The organism is Spirulina sp. CCNP1310 (assembly GCF_034932185.1).
Lineage (GTDB): Bacteria > Cyanobacteriota > Cyanobacteriia > Cyanobacteriales > Spirulinaceae > Spirulina.
The window spans coordinates 147,572-166,386 of sequence record NZ_JAYGHW010000089.1 but is presented as its reverse complement, the minus strand read 5'-3'; the positions used below and the strand labels follow the sequence as shown (position 1 = coordinate 166,386).

The 18,815-nt window shown below is 53.3% G+C and carries 18 protein-coding genes; 8 read left to right on the top strand and 10 right to left on the bottom strand.

Translation table 11 applies throughout. The features are described from left to right. Positions 1-151: 151 nt before the first annotated feature. Genes VB712_RS14730 through VB712_RS14715 form a run of 4 tightly spaced genes read left to right on the top strand, consistent with a single transcriptional unit; the run spans position 152 to position 3,359 of the window. A complete protein-coding gene (locus tag VB712_RS14730) occupies positions 152-1,798 on the top strand; it encodes a DMT family transporter (protein WP_323256009.1) in 1,647 nt (548 codons plus the stop codon). Then, a complete protein-coding gene (locus tag VB712_RS14725; RefSeq protein WP_323256007.1) occupies positions 1,795-1,983 on the top strand; it encodes a PCP reductase family protein in 189 nt (62 codons plus the stop codon). The genes VB712_RS14730 and VB712_RS14725 overlap by 4 nt, the downstream gene beginning before the upstream one ends. A gap of 25 nt (positions 1,984-2,008) precedes the next feature. Further along, complete coding sequence (locus VB712_RS14720; RefSeq protein WP_323256005.1) at positions 2,009-2,551, top strand: zinc ribbon domain-containing protein; 543 nt, start codon at positions 2,009-2,011, stop codon at positions 2,549-2,551. Positions 2,552-2,597: 46 nt separating this feature from the next. Continuing rightward, positions 2,598-3,359: a proteasome-type protease gene (locus VB712_RS14715; RefSeq protein WP_323256003.1), complete on the top strand. Its 762-nt coding sequence runs from the start codon at positions 2,598-2,600 to the stop codon at positions 3,357-3,359. 73 nt (positions 3,360-3,432) lie between these two features. Here VB712_RS14715 and VB712_RS14710 read toward each other — a convergent pair whose 3' ends face one another. The 6 genes from VB712_RS14710 to VB712_RS14685 form a co-directional block, all read right to left on the bottom strand. After that, positions 3,433-3,570 carry a hypothetical protein gene (locus VB712_RS14710; RefSeq protein WP_323256001.1) on the bottom strand — a complete coding sequence of 46 codons (138 nt, stop codon included), beginning with the start codon at positions 3,568-3,570 and terminating at the stop codon, positions 3,433-3,435. A 31-nt stretch (positions 3,571-3,601) separates the two neighbouring features. Beyond that, the gene (locus tag VB712_RS14705) at positions 3,602-4,849 is read right to left on the bottom strand and encodes a dihydroorotase (RefSeq protein ID WP_323255999.1); all 1,248 of its coding nucleotides are present in this window, start codon (positions 4,847-4,849) and stop codon (positions 3,602-3,604) included. Between the two features lie 46 nt (positions 4,850-4,895). Continuing rightward, positions 4,896-5,522, bottom strand: coding sequence for a type I restriction endonuclease (locus tag VB712_RS14700; RefSeq protein WP_323255997.1), 627 nt, complete (start codon positions 5,520-5,522; stop codon positions 4,896-4,898). Between the two features lie 6 nt (positions 5,523-5,528). Continuing rightward, positions 5,529-6,350, bottom strand: coding sequence for an SDR family oxidoreductase (locus VB712_RS14695; protein ID WP_323255995.1), 822 nt, complete (start codon positions 6,348-6,350; stop codon positions 5,529-5,531). A gap of 31 nt (positions 6,351-6,381) precedes the next feature. Continuing rightward, on the bottom strand, positions 6,382-9,432 hold the full coding sequence (locus VB712_RS14690) for an adenylate/guanylate cyclase domain-containing protein (protein ID WP_323255993.1): 3,051 nt from the start codon (positions 9,430-9,432) through the stop codon (positions 6,382-6,384). A 139-nt stretch (positions 9,433-9,571) separates the two neighbouring features. Then, positions 9,572-10,168, bottom strand: a complete 597-nt coding sequence (locus tag VB712_RS14685; protein ID WP_323255991.1) for a Uma2 family endonuclease — start codon at positions 10,166-10,168, stop codon at positions 9,572-9,574. 184 nt (positions 10,169-10,352) lie between these two features. Here VB712_RS14685 and clpS point away from each other — a divergent pair, with 184 nt between their 5' ends. Together clpS and VB712_RS14675 are read left to right on the top strand one after the other, a co-directional pair. Continuing rightward, the gene (clpS, locus tag VB712_RS14680) at positions 10,353-10,673 is read left to right on the top strand and encodes an ATP-dependent Clp protease adapter ClpS (protein ID WP_323255989.1); all 321 of its coding nucleotides are present in this window, start codon (positions 10,353-10,355) and stop codon (positions 10,671-10,673) included. After that, positions 10,673-10,966: a DUF2103 domain-containing protein gene (locus VB712_RS14675; RefSeq protein WP_323255987.1), complete on the top strand. Its 294-nt coding sequence runs from the start codon at positions 10,673-10,675 to the stop codon at positions 10,964-10,966. Before clpS ends, VB712_RS14675 begins: the two co-directional genes overlap by 1 nt. Before the next feature lie 198 nt (positions 10,967-11,164). Here the strand turns inward: VB712_RS14675 and VB712_RS14670 are convergent, their stop codons facing one another. The 4 genes from VB712_RS14670 to zds all read right to left on the bottom strand — a co-directional run bounded on the left by VB712_RS14670 (position 11,165) and on the right by zds (position 15,465). Further along, positions 11,165-12,865: an FAD-dependent oxidoreductase gene (locus VB712_RS14670; protein ID WP_323255985.1), complete on the bottom strand. Its 1,701-nt coding sequence runs from the start codon at positions 12,863-12,865 to the stop codon at positions 11,165-11,167. Between the two features lie 7 nt (positions 12,866-12,872). Beyond that, positions 12,873-13,439, bottom strand: a complete 567-nt coding sequence (locus VB712_RS14665) for a manganese efflux pump MntP family protein (protein WP_323255983.1) — start codon at positions 13,437-13,439, stop codon at positions 12,873-12,875. A gap of 123 nt (positions 13,440-13,562) precedes the next feature. Then, positions 13,563-13,997: an SRPBCC family protein gene (locus VB712_RS14660; RefSeq protein ID WP_323255981.1), complete on the bottom strand. Its 435-nt coding sequence runs from the start codon at positions 13,995-13,997 to the stop codon at positions 13,563-13,565. A 22-nt stretch (positions 13,998-14,019) separates the two neighbouring features. Then, complete coding sequence (zds, locus tag VB712_RS14655) at positions 14,020-15,465, bottom strand: 9,9'-di-cis-zeta-carotene desaturase (RefSeq protein ID WP_323255979.1); 1,446 nt, start codon at positions 15,463-15,465, stop codon at positions 14,020-14,022. Positions 15,466-15,640: 175 nt separating this feature from the next. Between zds and VB712_RS14650 the strand changes: the two genes are divergently transcribed. Further along, positions 15,641-16,102 (top strand): DUF393 domain-containing protein, encoded by a 462-nt coding sequence (locus tag VB712_RS14650; RefSeq protein WP_323255977.1) that lies wholly within the window; start codon positions 15,641-15,643, stop codon positions 16,100-16,102. A 63-nt stretch (positions 16,103-16,165) separates the two neighbouring features. Then, complete coding sequence (locus VB712_RS14645; protein WP_323255975.1) at positions 16,166-18,745, top strand: CHAT domain-containing protein; 2,580 nt, start codon at positions 16,166-16,168, stop codon at positions 18,743-18,745. The last annotated feature ends 70 nt before the right edge of the window (positions 18,746-18,815 follow it).

Genomic DNA, 18,815 nt, shown 5'->3' with positions numbered 1-18,815 from the left:
GGATTTTTCTTTGGCCAGACTGTAAAATTTTTCTGCAAAGAATCCCACCTCCCGCCGATCCCCCGTAACTTTAAAGACATAGAATAACGATTAATTCCTTCCTCGGCCCTTGGGGAGGGTGTAGGTGATTGTGAACACAGAGGAAAAGATAATGGGGCAACTGGACAGACCATCGGATCTTAGTTCGGCCACACCGGATACTGCACAGGAAAGCCTCTCGTCCCTGACGCAAGAGCTTGAAGCCCTCAAGCATAGTCTTGTGGCTCAACTCAAGCAGGAAATCAGTCAACTCCAAGACCGTAAAACCACCTTAATGGCGGAAACGGTGGAACTGGAGCGCAACAATCAAGCCCAACGCCAACAACAACAGGAACTGGCCCAACAGCTTGCGCCGATTATTGCCGAGCAACTGCTCCAATATATTCGCAACCAAGCGCCGCAACTGGGGAACAATGGCATGGTCAATGGGGGTGGCTCCCTCAATGACTACAACGCCAATGCCTACCGGTTGATCAGTTCCCTGGATACAACGCTGCGCACGACGTTCCGCACCCTCCAACAGGATCTCAGTAGTTATCAAAGCACCCTCTCCCAACAGTTGGGCCAGATGTATAGCCTGGAGCAACAGGGAGAGGCAATTCTCGATGCTTTGGTGAGTCGGTTGCGGACAGAACTGTCGAGCAATGCCGTGGTGCGGGATGCCATCGAGCTTCAGGCGGTGCAGCCCCCCCGCACCATCGGCCAAGAGCAGCCCCTGGATCGTCAGCCCACCCCCCCAAGCCCACCACCGGCTGCGCCCCCGAAACCCCAAAAAGTTGACGTTTCTAAAATGCAACTGGGGTTCATCCTCGTGATGTGCTCTTCTTTGGCGCTGTCGTTGCAGAACGTGGTGATTTCGATCATCCTCAATCAATCCTCTCTGTTTGGCACTTTTGAAATTGGCGGCTACATTTCCCCCAGTTTTGGTAATTCCTTGGTGATTTTGTTCATGCGGATGGTGGTGGTGGTGCCGTTGATGGCGGTGTTGGCCCAAATGCTCTACCCCGATAGTTGGCCCGCCATTGGCCGGTTTTTGCGATCGCAAGACTGGGTGGCCTTTGCCAATATGATTGGCTGTGGCTTCTTCCTGTTTGCCTCCTCTGCCCTGATCTACATGGCCCTAGGCTCCCTTTCCCCTGGGGTGGCGATCACCTTGTTTTTTATCTTCCCGATTGTCACCGTTCTCTGTTCTTGGCTGTTCTTTGGGGAAAAGCCTTCCGTGATTCGGGCCACCGCCACCACCATCGTCTTTTTAGGCGTGGTGATGATTTCTAACCCCTTCTCCGCCGATGCCAGCACCCTTGCTCCGGCGGGGATTGCAGCGGCCATTGGCGCAGGTGTCACCTTTGCTTTCCATGTTTTGCTGATCCAAGCTTGCACCAAAAAACTGCACCCTGTTCCCTTTAGTGTGGTCAATTTCGGCGTAATTCTGATTTTCTCTGCCCTCAGCCTCTTCTTCCCCTATGCCCAAAGCACGATTATGGTCGAGCCAGCCATGTGGCCCAACTTAATTGTTTCCGGCTTAGTGTTGGGGGCGTTAACGCTGTTGAGCTACTTGGCCAACAATATTGGGATTAGCTACATTGGGGCGGCAAAGGCTTCGATTTTTGGAGCCTCTGGCCCAGCGTTGACCTCTCTGTTAGCCTGGATCATGATTGGTCGCAATATGATGGCGTTGCAGTTAGTGGGGATGGTGATTGTTTCCCTCGGTGTCTTGGGGCAAAATTTAGAGCGTTTAATTGGGAAAAAGGCAAAATGATCACAGAGGGTGATTGGGGTGGCCCGATCCGCTGGACTCCGGAGGCGCGGGCCAAGTTGAATAATATTCCGTTTTTTGTGCGATCGCAGGCGCGGCAACGCATTGAGGAATTGACGCGGGAGACTGAATCCGGGATTGTCACCGTTGAAATTGTTGAGCAAGCCCGCCTGGAGTTCGGCCAATAACAACACCCATCTACCCCCAAAACCCATGGCTTATCACGGACAACTCTCCCCCCACCAGCAGATCAAACTGGTGAACACCCATACTCACACCCATATCACGGTGCAAAGTTCCCAAGGGGGGCAACAACAGGCCCAACGCTCTAGCTACACCACTGGCCCTTGGCACACGCCTCCTACCCTGTGGCGTACCGAGGCGGGCCACATCCTTCGCATTGAAGCCCAATCCTCGATTGTTTTACAAATTCAAAGCGGGGGGAGCGTTGCCCTGCTGCGGGAACTGCCCCCCCTAGGAGATGCCACAGTCATTGGCCTTGACCGTATCCCCGATGCCGAAACCCTCGAACCCATGACCCCGATGGCTCCCATGGCTCCCATGGAGCCGATGCCTCCCATGGAAATGCGCATGGGCAATATGGCGATGAAAATGGGGGATATGTCCCTCCAACCCATGGGCATCAATCCCCCTCCCCCGCAACCCAGTAGCACCCATTTTTGCCCCCAATGCGGTTCCCCCGTGCAACCGAGCGATCGCTTCTGTCGCACCTGCGGCCACAATCTCAACCCTTAACTTCCCACGGGCTTTAAAATCAACTCAGCCCTATCTTGAACCGACAATGACCTACTGTTTAGGTGTAATTAACCGCGCTGGCCTCGTGATTGCGGCGGATTCCCGCACCAATGCCGGTGTTGATTATATTTCCGCCTATCGGAAACTTTTTGATTTTTCGATTCCCGGTGAGCGTGCTCTATTGCTCTGTACTTCGGGAAATCTCGCTGTCACCCAAAGTATTTTGACGCTGATTGAGCGAGAAATTCAAGACCAGGCCAAGGTAAATCTCCACAGTCAAAAAACCCTCTACGATACCGCCTGTTATGTGGGGGATAAAATTCGCCAAGTGCAGGAGCGCGATCGCCCCTGGCTAGAGCGGGATGGCATTGATTTTCAATGTAACTTTTTGGTGGGGGGACAACTGCAAGGGGAAGATCCGAAGTTGTTTCTCGTGTATGCCCAGGGGAATTGCATTCAAGCCACGCCGGAAACGCCCTTTTTACAAATTGGGGAAACCAAGTATGGTAAGCCAATTTTAGACCGCACGATTACGTTTAACACGGATCTTAATGCGGTGGCCAAATGTGCGCTCCTCTCCATTGATTCAACGATGAAGTCGAATCTTTCCGTGGGGCCGCCGATTAATTTGATCATGTACGAACGGGATAGTTTCCAAGTTTGCCACCGTCTGCAATTACGCCTCGGTGCGCCCTACTTGGCGAAAATTCGCAATCTTTGGGAAGATTCCGTCCGCCATGCCTTTGACCGGATGCCCGATATTGATTGGCAACCGGAGGATGATGCGGAGGATATTTTGATTGATTAGTGGGGATGAGTTTGCCGAATCCTGATCCGCCAAGAACTAAAGTTCTTGGCTCATAGCGAAAGTGGGCTAGAGCTTACTCCGGAACCGTTTTAACGGGTTTTCGCTCTGAGGCGGGGATTTCAATCCCCGACGGACTGGGGGGAACCGCTGCACAGCCCAGGGGTAATTCCATGGAGCCGTAGGGGCGTTGGCGTAAGCCTGCCGGAGGCACAAAAATCTTTCGCCCCTCTCCACATTAACGCCTAGCTCTTTCCCCAAAAAGGGATGACCCGCCCCGTGATGGTTTGACCCAACCAAGGGGTGTTTCTACTGGGCGATCGCAAGCTTTCTCCCGTGACTTCCCAGGATGCGGCGGGATCAAAGAGGGTTAATTCTGCCGTTGCCCCTGGTTGACAGCGGGGGGGATCTTGACCCAAACAGCGGGCGGGGCCGGTGCTGAGGGCCTGCCACAGTTCCAACGCTGTCCAAATTCCCGGAGCGACTAAGCCTTCCCAGAGGAGGGGCAATGCTAAGGGCAATCCCAAGGTTCCGGGGGGGGATTCGGCAAAGCTGACGGTTTTCTCCTCGTAGGTGAGGGGGGTGTGGTCAATGGCGATCGCCCCCAATACCCCCGCTTTTACGCCATCGCGCAGGGCGAGGCAATCGCCATGATTGCCGAGGGGGGCTTGTAAATGGAGGTTGGGGTCATAGCTGGCGATCGCCCCGGTATCCAAGAGCAAATGTAACCAGGTGGTGCTGGCGGTAATCGGCAACCCTTGGGCTTGGGCATTGGCAATTAGTTCCACACTGCGGGCGGTGGCAATGCGCAACAAATGCACCGGAGTGCGAAAATGGGCCACCAATTCCAAGACAGCCGCCACGGCAGCGGATTCTGAATAGCTGGGATCGCCCGGTAGCCCCAACTCCACCGCATCATCCCCATCCCGGATCACCCCCTTCCCCTGTAAATCCCCAAACACCGGCATGATCGCAACGGACTTACCTAGGGGTTGCCCATATTCCAAAATCCGCCGCAACATTCCCAACTTCGGCATTGCCCCCCCATCGCTAAACCCCACCACATGGGGGGCCAATTCTGCTAATTCCGTCATCTGCTCGCCCTTTAACCCCAAGGTCATCGCCCCCCACCATTGGCAACGCACCGGCAAGTTTTGGCAACGGTGTTGTTGCGCGATGAGGGCGGGGGCATGGTCGAGGGGGGGCAAGGTATCAGGAAAGAGGGTAAGGCGAGTGAACCCCCCCGCTTGGGCAGCGGCGGTTAGATCCGCCAAAGTTTCCCGGTCTTCATGGCCCGGCTCACTGCTGTAGCTGTGGAGATCCACCAACCCCGGCCCGAGAATTTTGCCTGTCCCGGCTTGGATCTGGGCGGTGGGGTGGTCGAGGTGGGGGGCGATCGCCTCAATGTGGCCCGCGACGAGCAGCACATCGGCGATCGCATCTGTTCCCGTTTCCGGGTCAAGCACCCGCACCTGTTTGAGCAATTGGGTCATAGTTGATTGTGAATGGGGCCTCACCTATTTTAGGGGCTGATCTTCCCTAGAGGAGAGCCTTGAGCCGCAAGAGAATCATGGCAATGGCATAAAGGCGATTGTGATGGGATAACAAGCTAAAGGGATCGGAAAAATCATAGGTTTGACCGGCTAACTTGCAAAAAATGAAATCACTACCATTGGTGACAAGGCCAAAGGCGGGAAACTGCGGTGCAGCACCCAAATAGGCCAAACATTGCGGCAAGGCAACATCCGCAGCAAATTTAGACCGCTTGGCCTCTAATGTCAAAATCCAGAGGCGATCGCGCACAATCAAAACATCCATGCGCCCCCGATACACCTCATCACGCTCTACCACTTCAATCGTCACCCCCACTTCAGAGCGGACAAAATAGGGGGGTTCATGGAATCCTAAACAATCCAACAAGGGGCCAAGGATCGAAAGCAAAACTGTCCCTTCCGTAAGTAACCCGGCTTTGTAGTAGTTCAAGAAGCGTTCCCGAAGATGATCAAGGACTTTGCGGGTGGAATCATCCAGGGTTATGGGGTCAACCCCTGTCGCATCTTGCCATTCTGGGAAAAAACTCCCATCGCTGGCCCGTTGGATTTGAAAACGGGTTTCTAATTCTTGCAATGTTGTGATCGTCGTCTCGATAGCAAAACTTGCAGTCATGGCTGTTCAGGGTGCTGGCCAAAATTGGGGATGCTTGAAAGTGTAGCCCGCTGCTTTTAATTTTTGGTTGCGACAGCGGACATTAGTTTTACGATCACTCCCTTGGCTGCTATCCCATTGGACGGGGGCGAGGTGGTGGCGATCGCACACCTGCGCAATCAAATCCCGTAGGGGCAAAATTTCATCCTGAATGACATTATAAATCCCCCCCAATTGGTGAACTTGGGCAAAGGCGATCGCCCCGACAATATCCGTTAAATGAATCCAATTGCTCCATTCCAACCCCGACCCCGGTCGGGTTTGCCCCGCCGCCCGGCTAAAAATCCGCTCCAGTTCCCGCCCTGGGCCATAGATGCCCCCCAACCGCAGTACACAAACCTTCGGCACGGGGAGCTTGAGGAAAATTTCCTCGGTTGCTGCCAAGATCTCCGTATTCGCCGTTCCCGGCTGTACCGGCGTGGCCTCATCCACCCATTGCCCCCCCTGATCCCCATAGACGGAATAGCTGCTGGTGTAGATCACCTGTTGGAGTTGGGGAAATGCGGGGATGACTTGGGCGAGGGTTTGGGCGGTAGCGAGATAGCTGCTGCGGTAGTCCTTGCCTTGGGCGGCAACGCTGACGAGGAGGGTGGTTTGCCCGGTGAGGAGCAGGCTTAAACCAGCGGGATCATTGCCCTGAATCTGGAGGGGGCGATCGCTCACCCTTGCTAATTCGGGAAGGCGTTCGGCGCGGGTGGTGGTGGTGGTCATCGAGTAGCCAGAAGCGTGCAAGGATTGAGCAAGGGCTGTCCCGACGTAGCCACAACCTAAAATTGCCAGGGTGTTCATTGTTTAAATAGGGTGATTGTATCTCTTCTGTTCATAACATCGGCTCGCTGGGGAGGGGTGGCGGTTGCCAGGGTTGACCCTGATCCCCCGTGAGCCAATAGGTCAGCATTTCCCCCTTCCCTTTGACTGTCACTGTGCCACGGGGGATAAACGTAAAGCGATCGCGCAATCGTTGATAGACCGTTTCCGTCACTTGAATTTTCCCCGGTTCCCCCAACGCCTCCATGCGAGAGGCTACATTCACCGCATCCCCCCAGAGGTCATAGATAAACTTCTTAATGCCAATCACCCCCGCCACCACCGAGCCGCTATGGATACCAATGCGAATCTGGAGGGGTTTGCCGCTGGAGCGCACTAATTGATCAATGGCCCGCTGCATTTCCAAAGCCATGGCGGCGATCGCTGCTGTATGTTCCGGATAGGGACTGGGTAAGCCCCCCACCACCATATAGGCATCCCCAATGGTTTTAATTTTTTCTAAACGAAACCGTTCCGTTAACTGATCAAACGTGGAAAAGATTTCATTGAGAAACTCTACTAATTCAATCGCCCCCATTTCGGCGGAAAGGGGCGTAAATCCAACAATATCTGCAAACAAAATTGTTGCATCCTCAAACTGTTCCGCTAAGGATCTGGGCCTGTGCTTTAACTGTTCAGCAATGGCCTTGGGCAAGACGTTCAATAATAATTGCTCCGCTCGTTGCCGTTCAATCTGTAACCTGGCTTCCGTGCGTTTGCGCTCGGTAATATCGCGAATAATCATCAACACTTCATCTTGACCACTGACCACCGTGCGAATTTCCTGCTGATAAAATTGCCCATCACTGAAAAATTCCACCTCATCAATTTGCATTTTCCCTGTGGATAGGACTTGGGCGATCGCCCTCATTAAAATCGTTGTACTTTCCGACGGCAATACCTCTGCAATATTACGGCCAATGCGATTTTCATCGGTAGCCAAACGAGCGGGGAAATCTGGAGAGGCAAGATAGTCTAAATACACCCCTTCACGGTTTAAACGAATCATCAAGTCAGGAATAGCCGTGAGAATGGCGCGATTTTTAGCCTCACTTTCCCGGAGAGCAGCCTGGGCTTTTTCCCGTTCCCGTAATGCGGCTTTCTGTTCGGTAATATTGCGAATCATAAACAACACTTCATCCTCTCCGTAGGGAACGACGCGCACCTCTTCTTCTTGCAATTGACCTGTTAAAAAAACCTGTTGCTCATAAATTTGTACCTGACCACTGGCTAACGCCTTCGTGATGTGGGCCAGATGGCGCTGGGCGACATCGGCGGGTAAAAAGTTGGTGATGTGCTGACCAATGGGATCAAATTCATCCGGCAACAAGTTCACAACCCCATAACTTTTGATAAATCCTAAATAAACCCCTTGGCGATTAACCCGAAACATCATATCGGGAATGGCGGTCAAAATGGCGCGATTTTGCATCTCACTTTGTTGTAGAGATGCTTCTGAATTTTTATAATCACTAATATCGCGGGCAACCCAGACCACCGTACTTTCAGAAATACGAGAAATACTCCCTAAACACCACACTGGCTCAGGACGGTTTTGAATTTCCAGTTGATATTCAAAACTAATGGGTTTTCCAGTCTTGAGCACGGTTTGAATGTAGGCTAAAAACTGATCCGCTTGCTCACGGGGGAGAATATCATGGATTCTCCGCCCTAACACTTCTGTTTTATCTCGCACCAACAGATCGACATTATTGGACAGAATTTGTTTATATTCTCCCTCTCGATCAAACACCATCACCAATTCCGTCATTGCTTCAAACAGTCCCCGCAACTCTGCTTCACGGATGGCAAGGGTGGCGGTGCGTTCGGCAACTCGTTCTTCTAAAGCGCGGTTGCTGCGCTCCAAAACGGCAAAGGAGGATTGCAACTGTTTGGCCATGGTTTGGAAGGCGATCGCCAATTCCCCCAATTCATCCCCCCGTTCAATGGGGGGAGCTTGAGTCCAGTTCCCTTGGGCCAACTGTTTGGCGGATTGGCTGAGGCGAAGAATGGGAGCCGTGACCCAATGGGCCGTGAGGATCCCTACCCCCGTGGCAACACCGAGGGCAATGACACAGAGCAGAATGGTAATTTGGGTGTTGCGATGAATTTGCGCCGTAAATTCCTCCTCCGGCACAATAATCACCACTAACCAATCCAATCCGTAGTCATCCCGCAGGGGTTGGACTTTTACAAAAAACTTTTCCCCCGCAATGGCAAATTGCAACTGCTCCGGGCGGTCAATGTTGCGTAGGCTGCCAAACTCACGGATCAAGTGACGCGCTGACCCTTGAATTTCAGGGATCGTGCTGGCCATGGCTAACCGCTGCTGATCGGAATCGGTTAAAAAGGGGGATTCTTCCGTGGAGGAGGCAATCATTTTGCCCGATCGCTCCATGATCAAGACTTTCCGCTGTTGGCCAATGGTGAGTTCATTTAAAAATTGATTGATCTGATTGAGGGCTAAATCCACCCCCAGGATGCCTAAGAGTTCCCCCTGTTGATCGTAGACGGGTTGACTGGCGGTAATGCCGGGGGTTTGGCTGGAGACAAACAGGTAAATATCACTCCAGGTGGGGCGGCGATCGGTTTGGGCGGCGATATACCAAGGGCGTTGGGTGGCATCGTAGGTGGTGGTTTCGAGGAGTTCGAGGCGATCGCCCCGTTCATCGGTGCTGTAGCGGTAGTAATCCCCTTTGGTAAAGTTGGCGGTGATCCGCAGAAAGGGAAGACCGCGATCGCTGCGGCCCGCCAGGACAATGCCCCCCTGGGGAGTCCCAAAATAACTGGCGGTGACGGAATCAAAAATTTGTACCTGATGCCAAAATTGTCGCTCTAGATCAACGGTTTGGCGATAATCCAAGAGGCCCAGCCGGATTGATTCAGCATTGGTGCGATTGATTTGATGGGGAATTTCCATCGTCGTGGAGACTTCCTGAACAATGCGATCGCCCAATTCCCCCATCAATTGGCTGGCGAGGTTTTCCACCGCCTGCTGACCATTGCGATAGGACAAATACCCAATGATGCCCACGGCAGCGAACAATTGTACTATGAAAGGCACAACTAACACAACCCTGAGGGGCAGTTGTTTCAAGGGACTAGAGCTAATACGGAGCAGCATCTGAATCATGCCAGGAAGGCGGGTAGTTCTTTCCCATGTTTACATTTAGTTTCCCCGATAGTCCGCAAATCCACAGAATTTAATCGAGTGAGAGTTTTATCGATGATGCCGTGGGGAATTCCACTTCTTCGTAGAGCACATCGATGGGGAGGGTGAAGTCAAGGCTGGTGAGATGGATGTCATCCCCGATCCCATAGGGGTGAAGTTCCCAAGTTTGAGCCGCATTCAACCGAAACAGATCAACGCTGATCTGTTGGGAACTGATCAATAGATATTCCCGCAAACTGGGTAAGCGGCGGTATTGCTGGAACTTCGCACCGCGATCGTAGGCTTCGGTGGTGGGGGAAAGCACCTCAACGACGAGACAGGGAGCTTGGAGAAATTGCACCGCTTGGCGATCGCCACCATCACAACTCACCACTACATCGGGGTAAAAAAAAGGCCCCTGCTCACTAATCCTCACCTTCGCATCCGACCCAAACACCCGACAGGGGCCACCGCGTAACTGCCCCCGCAGGGTAGCAATCAGATTAATGGCGATCGCATTGTGGGTTAGCGTCCCGCCACTCATGGCATAGGCGTAGCCATCAAGGTATTCATGGCGGATCTCCTGGTGAGCTTCCCAGTCTAAATAAGCCTGGGGACTCATGGCGTGATGGTCAAAGGATGCAATCATGGTTTAGCCTCCGAGAATCCAGACAGCCCGCCCCCATCCGCACTAAAATGGGGAAGCGTAGAGCGCGATCGCCTGTGATTCCCCATTGCTCCCCTGTGGGGGGATAGTTTCGGGTTAGACCGATGGCGCAAGAATGCTGGTTAGTCTTTGTTCCCTGTTGCTGCAATCTAAATTCAATATGATTATGGTCGCTTCTGTTGCCCTTGGGGCTACAGCTTCTAGTCCCCTTCAAGCCCCGGTGCGGGCCCAGGAAACGGTTCGCAAGCCCTATCCTAACTTTAAGGTCATCGTCCTTAACGATGATTTTAATACCTTTGAACACGTTGCGAATTGTTTATTAAAGTATATCCCCAGCATGACGGGCGATCGCGCTTGGCAGTTGACGGAACAGATCCATTTTGAGGGCCAGGCGATCGTTTGGGTCGGCCCCCAGGAACCGGCTGAACTTTATCATCAACAATTGAGCCGGGAAGGGTTAACGATGGCCCCCCTGGAGGCGGCCTAATGGCCAAACCCGACCCCGGTCGTCTCGTTTGGAACCATTCCACCCATCTACCGGGACTGATCCCGGTGTTAGAGCGGTTGATCACCCATGAGGGGATTCAAACCGTCACCCCTGGGGTGATTGGCCGGGTCAAGGGCCACACCCCAAAGCTGACGGTGCGAATTTCTGTACCGATTCGGGGGGGATTTAAGGCGATCGCCCGCTCTGGCAAGACGGTGCAGGAGGTGTTTATTGTTACGCCTTTGAATCAGGGGGAATTGGAGGGGTTGTTGGCGGTTTGTCTGCGGAAGTGAGGGAATGGGGAATGGGGAACGGGGAACGGGGAATGGGCAATAGGGAACGGGCAATAGGGAAACGTGGGGGCGTAATGGGTTTGGGGGCGCAAGCATTGCGCCCCTACAGACCCCCTGTAGGGGCGCAACGCTTGCGTCCGATCATTTTCGCCTGATCGCTTGCGCTGATTATTGATCCCCGATCGCCTATGCCACCCATTAACCGATTTTTTCCACCACAATCCAGCGGCCCGCAGGGTTAAACCGGCCCCAAAGGGTTAGGGTTTTGCCGCCCAAATCGGGCAACTTGGCCGCCACCTCCGGCCGGGTCGTGATCACCTGCCAAGATTCCCCTTGATATTCGATGCGGTAGCGGTGCGGTTCTTCAGAAGTCAGCAATCCTGTGATTTTCACCCCGCGCTCAATTTCGCTGGAAAAATCCCCCGTTAAGGGGCAACAACCATCGGCGGGATAGGCTTCGGGATGATCGAGATAGTATTGCTGCCAATGGAGCCATTGGGGATGATGGGGGGGGAGGTTGAATAAAGGCACGACGGCGGCGGGGGCGATCGCATCCGTTAACAGAGCATTTTGGAGCGATCGCACCTCCAATTCTGCCGGTTCACAACCCTGCTCAAGACACAACGCCGCCGCCATCCCTGCCGCCTGGCCAATGCCCATCACCACCGGCTGCAACCTTGTGGCCCCATTGGCAATGTGGGAAACGCTGATATTTTTCTCACAAACCATCAACCCCAAAGTCTCGCGGGGAACCAACGCCCCATAGGGAATCGTGAAGGGGGTTCCCGTCCAGCGGCCCCCCCATTGAATGGATTTGGGTTTGAGGGGAAAGTCTACGCCGGGATAATGGTGATCATTGGCATAGTTGCCAAGGGCAATGGCCCCCACTTCACCCCCCTGAATGGGCAACGGTGCAACGGTTCCCTGGGGGAGAATATCTAACTCGGTGATCGTGGCTTGACCCTGAAGGCGACGGCTTTCGCGGTAATAGGCTTGGAGGGCGAGGGGGCCGGTGGGGAAGGTATGGGCAGCTAAACCGTAGCGATCGCCCAATTGCCGCTGAATATACCGAGCAAAACTGAGGCTATAGTCCTGAGCCTCCCGCTCAAATTCTCCCCGTTCTCCCTGAATGATGCGATCCAAACCCACGGCGTAATCATTGCCCGCAATGGGCCAATTGAGCATAAACTGATCCCCCGGCAGGCGGCCATAGTTGAGGAAATGTTCCCCGCCATAATCTGCCCAAGCCCCCGTAAAATCCCCATCAGGAGCATCAATCTTGGGGGCTTTTACCCCAACGCCATAATCCTGCAACAGTGCAACCCAAGTCGGCGACTGGACGGGATAACGTTGGGTGAGATCATTAAATTTCGGGGGCGCACTGGGTTCGTTAAATTCCCCCTGCAATTCCCAGCCCCAACGGTGAGGCACATCCCCCAAGGCGAGTAAATCCCCCAATTCTGTGCCATCGAGAATCAGTTTTGCTTGGATGCAATAATCGGGAAATTTTACAGCGGTGAGGCGATCGCCCTTCTTGACCACCCCTACCGGCTCCTGGCCCGCAATCCAATGCAACGATGGCAACGCCTTGACCCAATCGGCAAAGATCTGCGCTCCGGTTCGGGGCTGATAACTAAACAAACTCACCCAACTGTGATCTAGGCCTGTGGGTTCTCGTTCAGCTAAGGCCCGCAAATAAGCCCCCCATAGCCCCGTTTGCCAAGGGGTCAACTCATTGCCATCGGGAACCGCCACCCCTGCCGCTGTCAGCATTCCCCCCAACCAAGGGCCAGCACTGACTAAAACCGTTTTTACCCCCCGCCGGGCCGCTTGAATGGCGGCGCAGGTTCCCCCCACGCCGCCGCCAACGATGAGCAAATCGGTTTGAAGCGTTTCCATGGTTAACCTAGATTAAAAAATGTTCCCACAACGTCCGTAGTCCGAGCGCAATCAAAACGAAACCGCCGATGATTTCGGCTTTGAAATCCAGATGGCGGCCAATCAGATTGCCTAGCAGCACACCACAGGCAGACAGTGCGAAGGTTACAGCCCCGATCACGATCGCCGAGAAAAGGAGTGAATCATCAAGGGAAATTAGCCCTAAGCCAGCGGCGAGGGCATCGATACTGGTGGCGATCGCCAACCCCAACAGCGTATAAATTTCCGTTGGGTTAAAGGATGTTTCGTTTTCTTCGTCCTCGGTCTTGAAGGATTCATAAATCATTTTGCCCCCGATCGCACTCAGCAGGATAAAGGCAATCCAATGCTGTACACCGCCGATCCAGGGTCGCACCGTAAACCCCATAAACCCACCGAGGAAAAACATCAAGGTTTGGAAAATGCCAAAGGCGAGGGCAATGATCAGCACCTTATGGATTTTGATGCGTTGAATGAGGAGGCCGCTGGTGACGGAAACAGAAAAGGCATCGGCGGCTAGACCGATGGAAAGGAGGGAGAGACTGAGGATATCCATAAACAAAAAAAGGGGGGATTTAAGCCAGTTGGCCGCATTATAGCGGGGGGGGTTGGCAGGTTTGGGTGTTGGGGATTACAGAGGGGAGGGGCGAAAATGGCAGGGGCGAAAACTGTTTCGCCCCTACAGGAGGCTGAGGATATGGGTGCGGAAGCGTTCGAGGTCGGCTTGAATGGTATCCTCGACGGCTTTGCCTAAAAAGAGGCTATCGAGGAATTTTAAAATGCTGGGGATGGCATAGGAGACGGAGAGGCGGACAACGCTGTGATCATGGCGATCATAAAAACGGATCGCCCCTTTATTGGGTAAGCCATCGACGGATTCCCAGCGAATGATTTGATGCTCCACCACATTTAACATCCTGGCTCGCCAAGAGAATTCTAGGCCCCCTGTGTTCAATGTCCAGCGGGACAGATCCGGCTGGTCAGGGCGGACTTCTACGGATTTAATCCATTTCATCCAGAGGGGCATTTTTTCAAAACTCGACCATTCATTCCAGATCAAATCCATGGGGGCGTTGATCTCGACTTGGACACTATGCTCTAACCAATCGGACATATATCTAGGGGGGATGAGGGGGTTAGACGGCGATCGCCGCCGGTTGTTCAGCCAGAGCCGCCAGCACCGCCGCTGCGGCCTGTCGTCCGGAAAGGGTTGCCCCTTCCATGCTATCAATGTAGTCTTGCTGAGTATAACTACCCGCCAGGAAGAAGTTAGGGATGGGGGTTTTTTGAGCGGGGCGGTAGGGATCCATGCCGGGGGCTTCTCGGTAGAGGGATTGGGCCAGTTTGACGACGCTATACCAGGTCATATTTAGCTCTCGTGCGGAAGGGAAGAGTTCCTGAACTTGGCTTAAAACATGGTGGGCGATCGCCTCGTTGCTTTGTTTAATAAAGGGATCTCCGGGGGTGAGGACTAATTGCAGCAGGGAGCCTTCACCGGGACGGTAGTAATCCTTAGGACTGGTGAGGGCGAGATCGGCAAAGCAGGAGAAATCGGCATCGGCGGTATAAAGCAGATTATCTAACCCCGCCGCCTCGGCCTGTTTGCGTTTGGCGGGATCATTGAGTTCTGTCACCCAACCATCAAAGCGCAGTTGCACCGTCGCCACAGGGACAGCGGTGAGCTTATAGATATTATCGAACTGGGGCCATTTGCGCCATTCTGCCGGTAGAAGCCGTTGAATGCCGGGGATATCGCAGGCGGCCACATAGGCATCGGCGGTGAGGGTGCGATCGCCCTCCCCATCGGCCAAAATTAACCCCGTAACGCAATCATGCTCGTGCTGCACTTCCCGAACCCGGCAATTGGTGGTGATCGTCACGCCGCGATCGCTCAAATACTTCACAATCGGGTTATGGAGATATTCTTGAGGGGAACCCGCCAACATCCGCAACACGGAGGCTTCAGTTTTCACCGCAAAGAATTGAAAAATGGTGAGCATACAGCGGGCGGAAATATTTTCCGTATCGATGAAGCCCAAAGCGTAGGCAATCGGGTTCCACATTTTTTTCAAGCTGCCATCATTCCCCCCATGGCTGCGGAACCAATCCGCAAAACTAATCCCATCCAAATCGCGGATCGTCTGCATCGCCCCCTCAAAATCCACCAAACCCCGTACAATCGGGCTAGTCCCCAAGGCCAGGGAGTTGGTGAGTTTATCGACAAGATTCAACTGAGAAGTGGTGAAAAAAGCCTTCAATCCGTTGAAGGGTGCGCCGGTAATGAAGCGAAAATCCAGTTCTCCAATGCGGCCGCCGGTATTAACGAACGTATGGGTATGGTCTTTAACCAGCAGATGGTCAAAGGCTCCCACTTTGCGCATCAGGGCGAAAAGGTTGTAGTAGCAGCCAAAGAAGACATGGAGGCCCATTTCGAGATGGTTGCCGTCTTTATCCACCCAACTGCCGACTTTGCCGCCGACGAAGTTGCGGGCTTCGTAGATGTCCACTTGATGGCCCGCGTCTACTAATTCAATGGCGGTGGAAAGTCCGGCTAGGCCCGCCCCAATGATCGCTACTCGCATTTTTGGTCAATGTTTGATGATTCACTTGAAGAATTGTAAACGATTGGGGGGGAATGGGGAACGGGGAACAGGGAACGGGGAACAGAGGGAGGGGCGAGGGGAGGGCGAGGGGAGGGCGAAAAATTTTTCGCCCCTACAATGGAGGTGTTTACATTTCTTTACTAATTTTTGACCAATGGCTGATCAGACTTGGGAAATTAAGCTGCTCTATGATGGCGATTGTGGGATTTGTCGCCATGAGGTGGAGTTTTTGCAGAAACGGGATGGCGATCGCCATCGTCTTGCTTTCGTCAATATCATGGAGCCGGACTATGATCCCGCCGAACATGGGGGGGTGAGCTTTGAAGCGGCGATGGAACGAATTCATGCGGTGCGCTCCGATGGGACGGTGCTAAAAAATGTGGAGGTGTTTCGCCAGATTTATGCCCTGATTGGGTTGGGGTGGATCTATGCGGCTACGGGTTGGCCGGTGATTGGGCCGGTGGTGGATTGGCTCTATGGGGTTTGGGCGGCGTTACGGTTGCCGATTACGGGGCGGCCCAGTTTGGCGGCCATTGCGGCGGCGCGGGGGGGTTCCCGTTGTGCTGTGGGGGGATGCGAGGGGGGAAGAGGGAACGGGGAATTGGTGGGAGAGTGATCCTAGGGGAGGGCGAAAGATTTTTCGCCCCTACAATGGATTTTGATCTGGGTTGAGGGTGGGATGATGAAAATTTCGCGGGTGGGCTGGTGGATTGTGGGGTTTTGTCTGGTTTTCCTGTTGGGTTGGGGACGGGGAGCCTGGGGGCAATGGGGGGGCGATATGTCTGCCAACGCCGATCGCTGCTCTACGGTTTTAGCCGATTGTGTCACCCTCAGTAACCAAGCCCATCAGTCCCAAAGTTTGGGGGATTTGCCCCAGGCCCGCGCTCTGATTAATCGCAGTCTTGCGGGGTTGAATCAGCACCCCACGACAGAACATCAACAGCAGATCCTCGCCCAAAGTTTGGATATTTTCGGGGCGATCGCCCTCCATCAGGGGGAATTCCAAATTGCTTTGGAGGCTTGGCAACAGGCGGCGGCGATCTATGACCAATTTCCCCCCCTAGCTGACCGTCTTCAGCAAAACCGGATTCATCAAAGCCTCGCTCAACAAAAACTCGGCCTATCTCTGCAAAGTTGCGCCACGCTCCTAGAGGGGTTGGGGTTGAATGTAGGCTGTGAGCCGGAGCAGTGGAAAGAACAGGATTGGCGGGGGATGGGTGAAGCGGGGAATTTTGCGGTGGCGATCGCCCTTGGGGATTTGTGGCGGCAAGGGGGCTATTTTGCGGCGGCGCGGCAACTTTTGGAGGGGTTGGGCATACAGCAGGATCGCCAGCGGGAGGGGTTGCGGTTGTTGACGTTGGGGGATGTGGCGCGATCGCAGGGGGATCAAGAACGGGCTGAAGCTCAGGCGGAAATCCAATTTCATTATCAGGCCTGTCCAGGGAAAGCTTCAGGGTTAGCAGTGAGTTCCTATGATCAAGCGTTGGTTTATTACCAAGAGGTTATGGCATTAAAGCTTGAGGATTTGGGGTTAACATTGCCAGCTTTAATCCAGCAAATTAGTCTCCATCAGCGTTTAGGGCAAAGGGAAGCGGCGACAGCCCTCTTGGGGCAAATTCCACCCCCTACGCTTGCTGATTCTCGTTTAATTCAACCCCATTTACAAAGCAGTTTGTTGCAATATGCTCAGATGTTGCATTGTTTGGGGGAGGAAGCGATGGCGAGGGCTTGGGGGGAGGCGATCGCCACCACTGCCGAGGCTCAAGGCAATAGTGAAATAGCAGCCTATGGTTATGGTTATCAGGGGGAATGGTACGAGGCGGCGGGGCAGTTGACTGAGGCGGAAGCGACGACGGCCAAGGCGATCGCCTTCAGTAGCGGCCAAGCCCATTTGGCCTATCCTTGGCGTTGGCAGATGGGGCGAATTTTAGCCAAGGGGGGCGATCGCCCCCAAAGTTTGCGCGAGTATCAACAGGCTTATCAATTGCTGCAAAGTCTGCGGAATAATCTCGTCGCTTTTAATACAACGATGCAATACGATTTTCGCGATCGCGTTGAACCTTTTTACCGAGAATATGCCGATCTATTGCTCCAACCCGATAGCCCAACAGGGGAAATTTCTCAATCCCATCTCCGCACCGCCCGTGATGTGATTGAATCCTTGCAATTGGCAGAGTTAGATAACTTTTTTCAAGATGACTGTACCCAATTTGCTGATACATCGGTAGAAATAGCGGATCCCTATGCGTCATTTTTATTTACGATTTTGTTAGAAAATCGCCTAGAGGTGATTGCGGCATTTCCCAATGCCGATTTACAAGAGCATCGCGTCTTGGAAGATGTTGTTGGAACAGTAGTTAATTTGATGACGAATTTAAGAACGAAAGGGGGCATTAGTGGGGATCGCATTTTGAGCAACGGTAGCCAGCTTTATCATTGGTTAATTGCTCCTTTTGAAGCAAGCTTTAAGGTCTATCAAATTAAAACATTGGTGTTTGCCTTTGATACGATGTTACAAGGGATGCCAGTGGCGGTTTTGTATGATCAAGAACATCAAGAATATATGATTGAAAAGGGTTTTGGTTTAGTAACAGTTCCCAGTTCTAAGCTGTTTAGCCCGCGCAAAATTGAACAGGTACGGCTACGGGTTTTGGGGGGTGCAAGGGATAACTTTGAAGAGTTTAAAGGGACTGAGCAATTTTCAAATTTACCCTATACGATTTCTGAACTGGAAAGAATTGAAAAGATTGTGCCGACGGCACTGCTGCTCAATGAAGAATTTACGCGGGAACAGTTGCGGGTACAGGTAAGGTCGGGGCAGTTTCCCATTGTGCATATTGCCACCCATGGCAAATTTAGTTCTCAACAGGAGAATACGTTTTTGGTGATTGGAGATGGCAAGTTAAATGTGGTGGATTTTGCGGCGGGTTTGGATTTACGAGATTTGCCGAAAAGTCAGGCGTTGGAGCTTTTGGTGTTGAGTGCTTGTGAGACGGCGGAGGGGGATAAGCGGGCGGCGTTGGGGATGGCGGGGGTGGCGTTGCGATCGGGGGCGCGGAGTACGATCGCCACGCTCTGGCGGGTGGGCGATGGCTCTACTGCTGAGTTGATGGTGAAGTTTTACGAGATTTTACGGGCAACGCCGGAGGTGGGGAAGGCGGAGGCATTGCGGCAGGCGCAGGTGATGTTACTCAAGGATGAGCAGTTTAAAGATCCGAAGGTTTGGGCTCCGTTTGTGTTAATTGGCAATTGGCTGTAGGGGTCAAACCCCTAGGGGAGGAGATTTTGAGAAAAATCTTAAGTTTTCCGGAAAATCTCGCTATGGTTTT

What these genes read in the sequence shown, in the direction of transcription:
- VB712_RS14730 (WP_323256009.1), top strand. Translation starts at nt 152, where the DNA reads ATGGGGCAACTGGACAGACCATCGGATCTTAGTTCGGCCACACCGGAT.
- VB712_RS14725 (WP_323256007.1), top strand. Translation starts at nt 1,795, where the DNA reads ATGATCACAGAGGGTGATTGGGGTGGCCCGATCCGCTGGACTCCGGAG.
- VB712_RS14720 (WP_323256005.1), top strand. Translation starts at nt 2,009, where the DNA reads ATGGCTTATCACGGACAACTCTCCCCCCACCAGCAGATCAAACTGGTG.
- VB712_RS14715 (WP_323256003.1), top strand. Translation starts at nt 2,598, where the DNA reads ATGACCTACTGTTTAGGTGTAATTAACCGCGCTGGCCTCGTGATTGCG.
- VB712_RS14705 (WP_323255999.1), bottom strand. Translation starts at nt 4,849, where the DNA reads ATGACCCAATTGCTCAAACAGGTGCGGGTGCTTGACCCGGAAACGGGA.
- VB712_RS14700 (WP_323255997.1), bottom strand. Translation starts at nt 5,522, where the DNA reads ATGACTGCAAGTTTTGCTATCGAGACGACGATCACAACATTGCAAGAA.
- VB712_RS14695 (WP_323255995.1), bottom strand. Translation starts at nt 6,350, where the DNA reads ATGAACACCCTGGCAATTTTAGGTTGTGGCTACGTCGGGACAGCCCTT.
- VB712_RS14685 (WP_323255991.1), bottom strand. Translation starts at nt 10,168, where the DNA reads ATGATTGCATCCTTTGACCATCACGCCATGAGTCCCCAGGCTTATTTA.
- clpS (WP_323255989.1), top strand. Translation starts at nt 10,353, where the DNA reads ATGGTCGCTTCTGTTGCCCTTGGGGCTACAGCTTCTAGTCCCCTTCAA.
- VB712_RS14675 (WP_323255987.1), top strand. Translation starts at nt 10,673, where the DNA reads ATGGCCAAACCCGACCCCGGTCGTCTCGTTTGGAACCATTCCACCCAT.
- VB712_RS14670 (WP_323255985.1), bottom strand. Translation starts at nt 12,865, where the DNA reads ATGGAAACGCTTCAAACCGATTTGCTCATCGTTGGCGGCGGCGTGGGG.
- VB712_RS14665 (WP_323255983.1), bottom strand. Translation starts at nt 13,439, where the DNA reads ATGGATATCCTCAGTCTCTCCCTCCTTTCCATCGGTCTAGCCGCCGAT.
- VB712_RS14660 (WP_323255981.1), bottom strand. Translation starts at nt 13,997, where the DNA reads ATGTCCGATTGGTTAGAGCATAGTGTCCAAGTCGAGATCAACGCCCCC.
- zds (WP_323255979.1), bottom strand. Translation starts at nt 15,465, where the DNA reads ATGCGAGTAGCGATCATTGGGGCGGGCCTAGCCGGACTTTCCACCGCC.
- VB712_RS14650 (WP_323255977.1), top strand. Translation starts at nt 15,641, where the DNA reads ATGGCTGATCAGACTTGGGAAATTAAGCTGCTCTATGATGGCGATTGT.
- VB712_RS14645 (WP_323255975.1), top strand. Translation starts at nt 16,166, where the DNA reads ATGATGAAAATTTCGCGGGTGGGCTGGTGGATTGTGGGGTTTTGTCTG.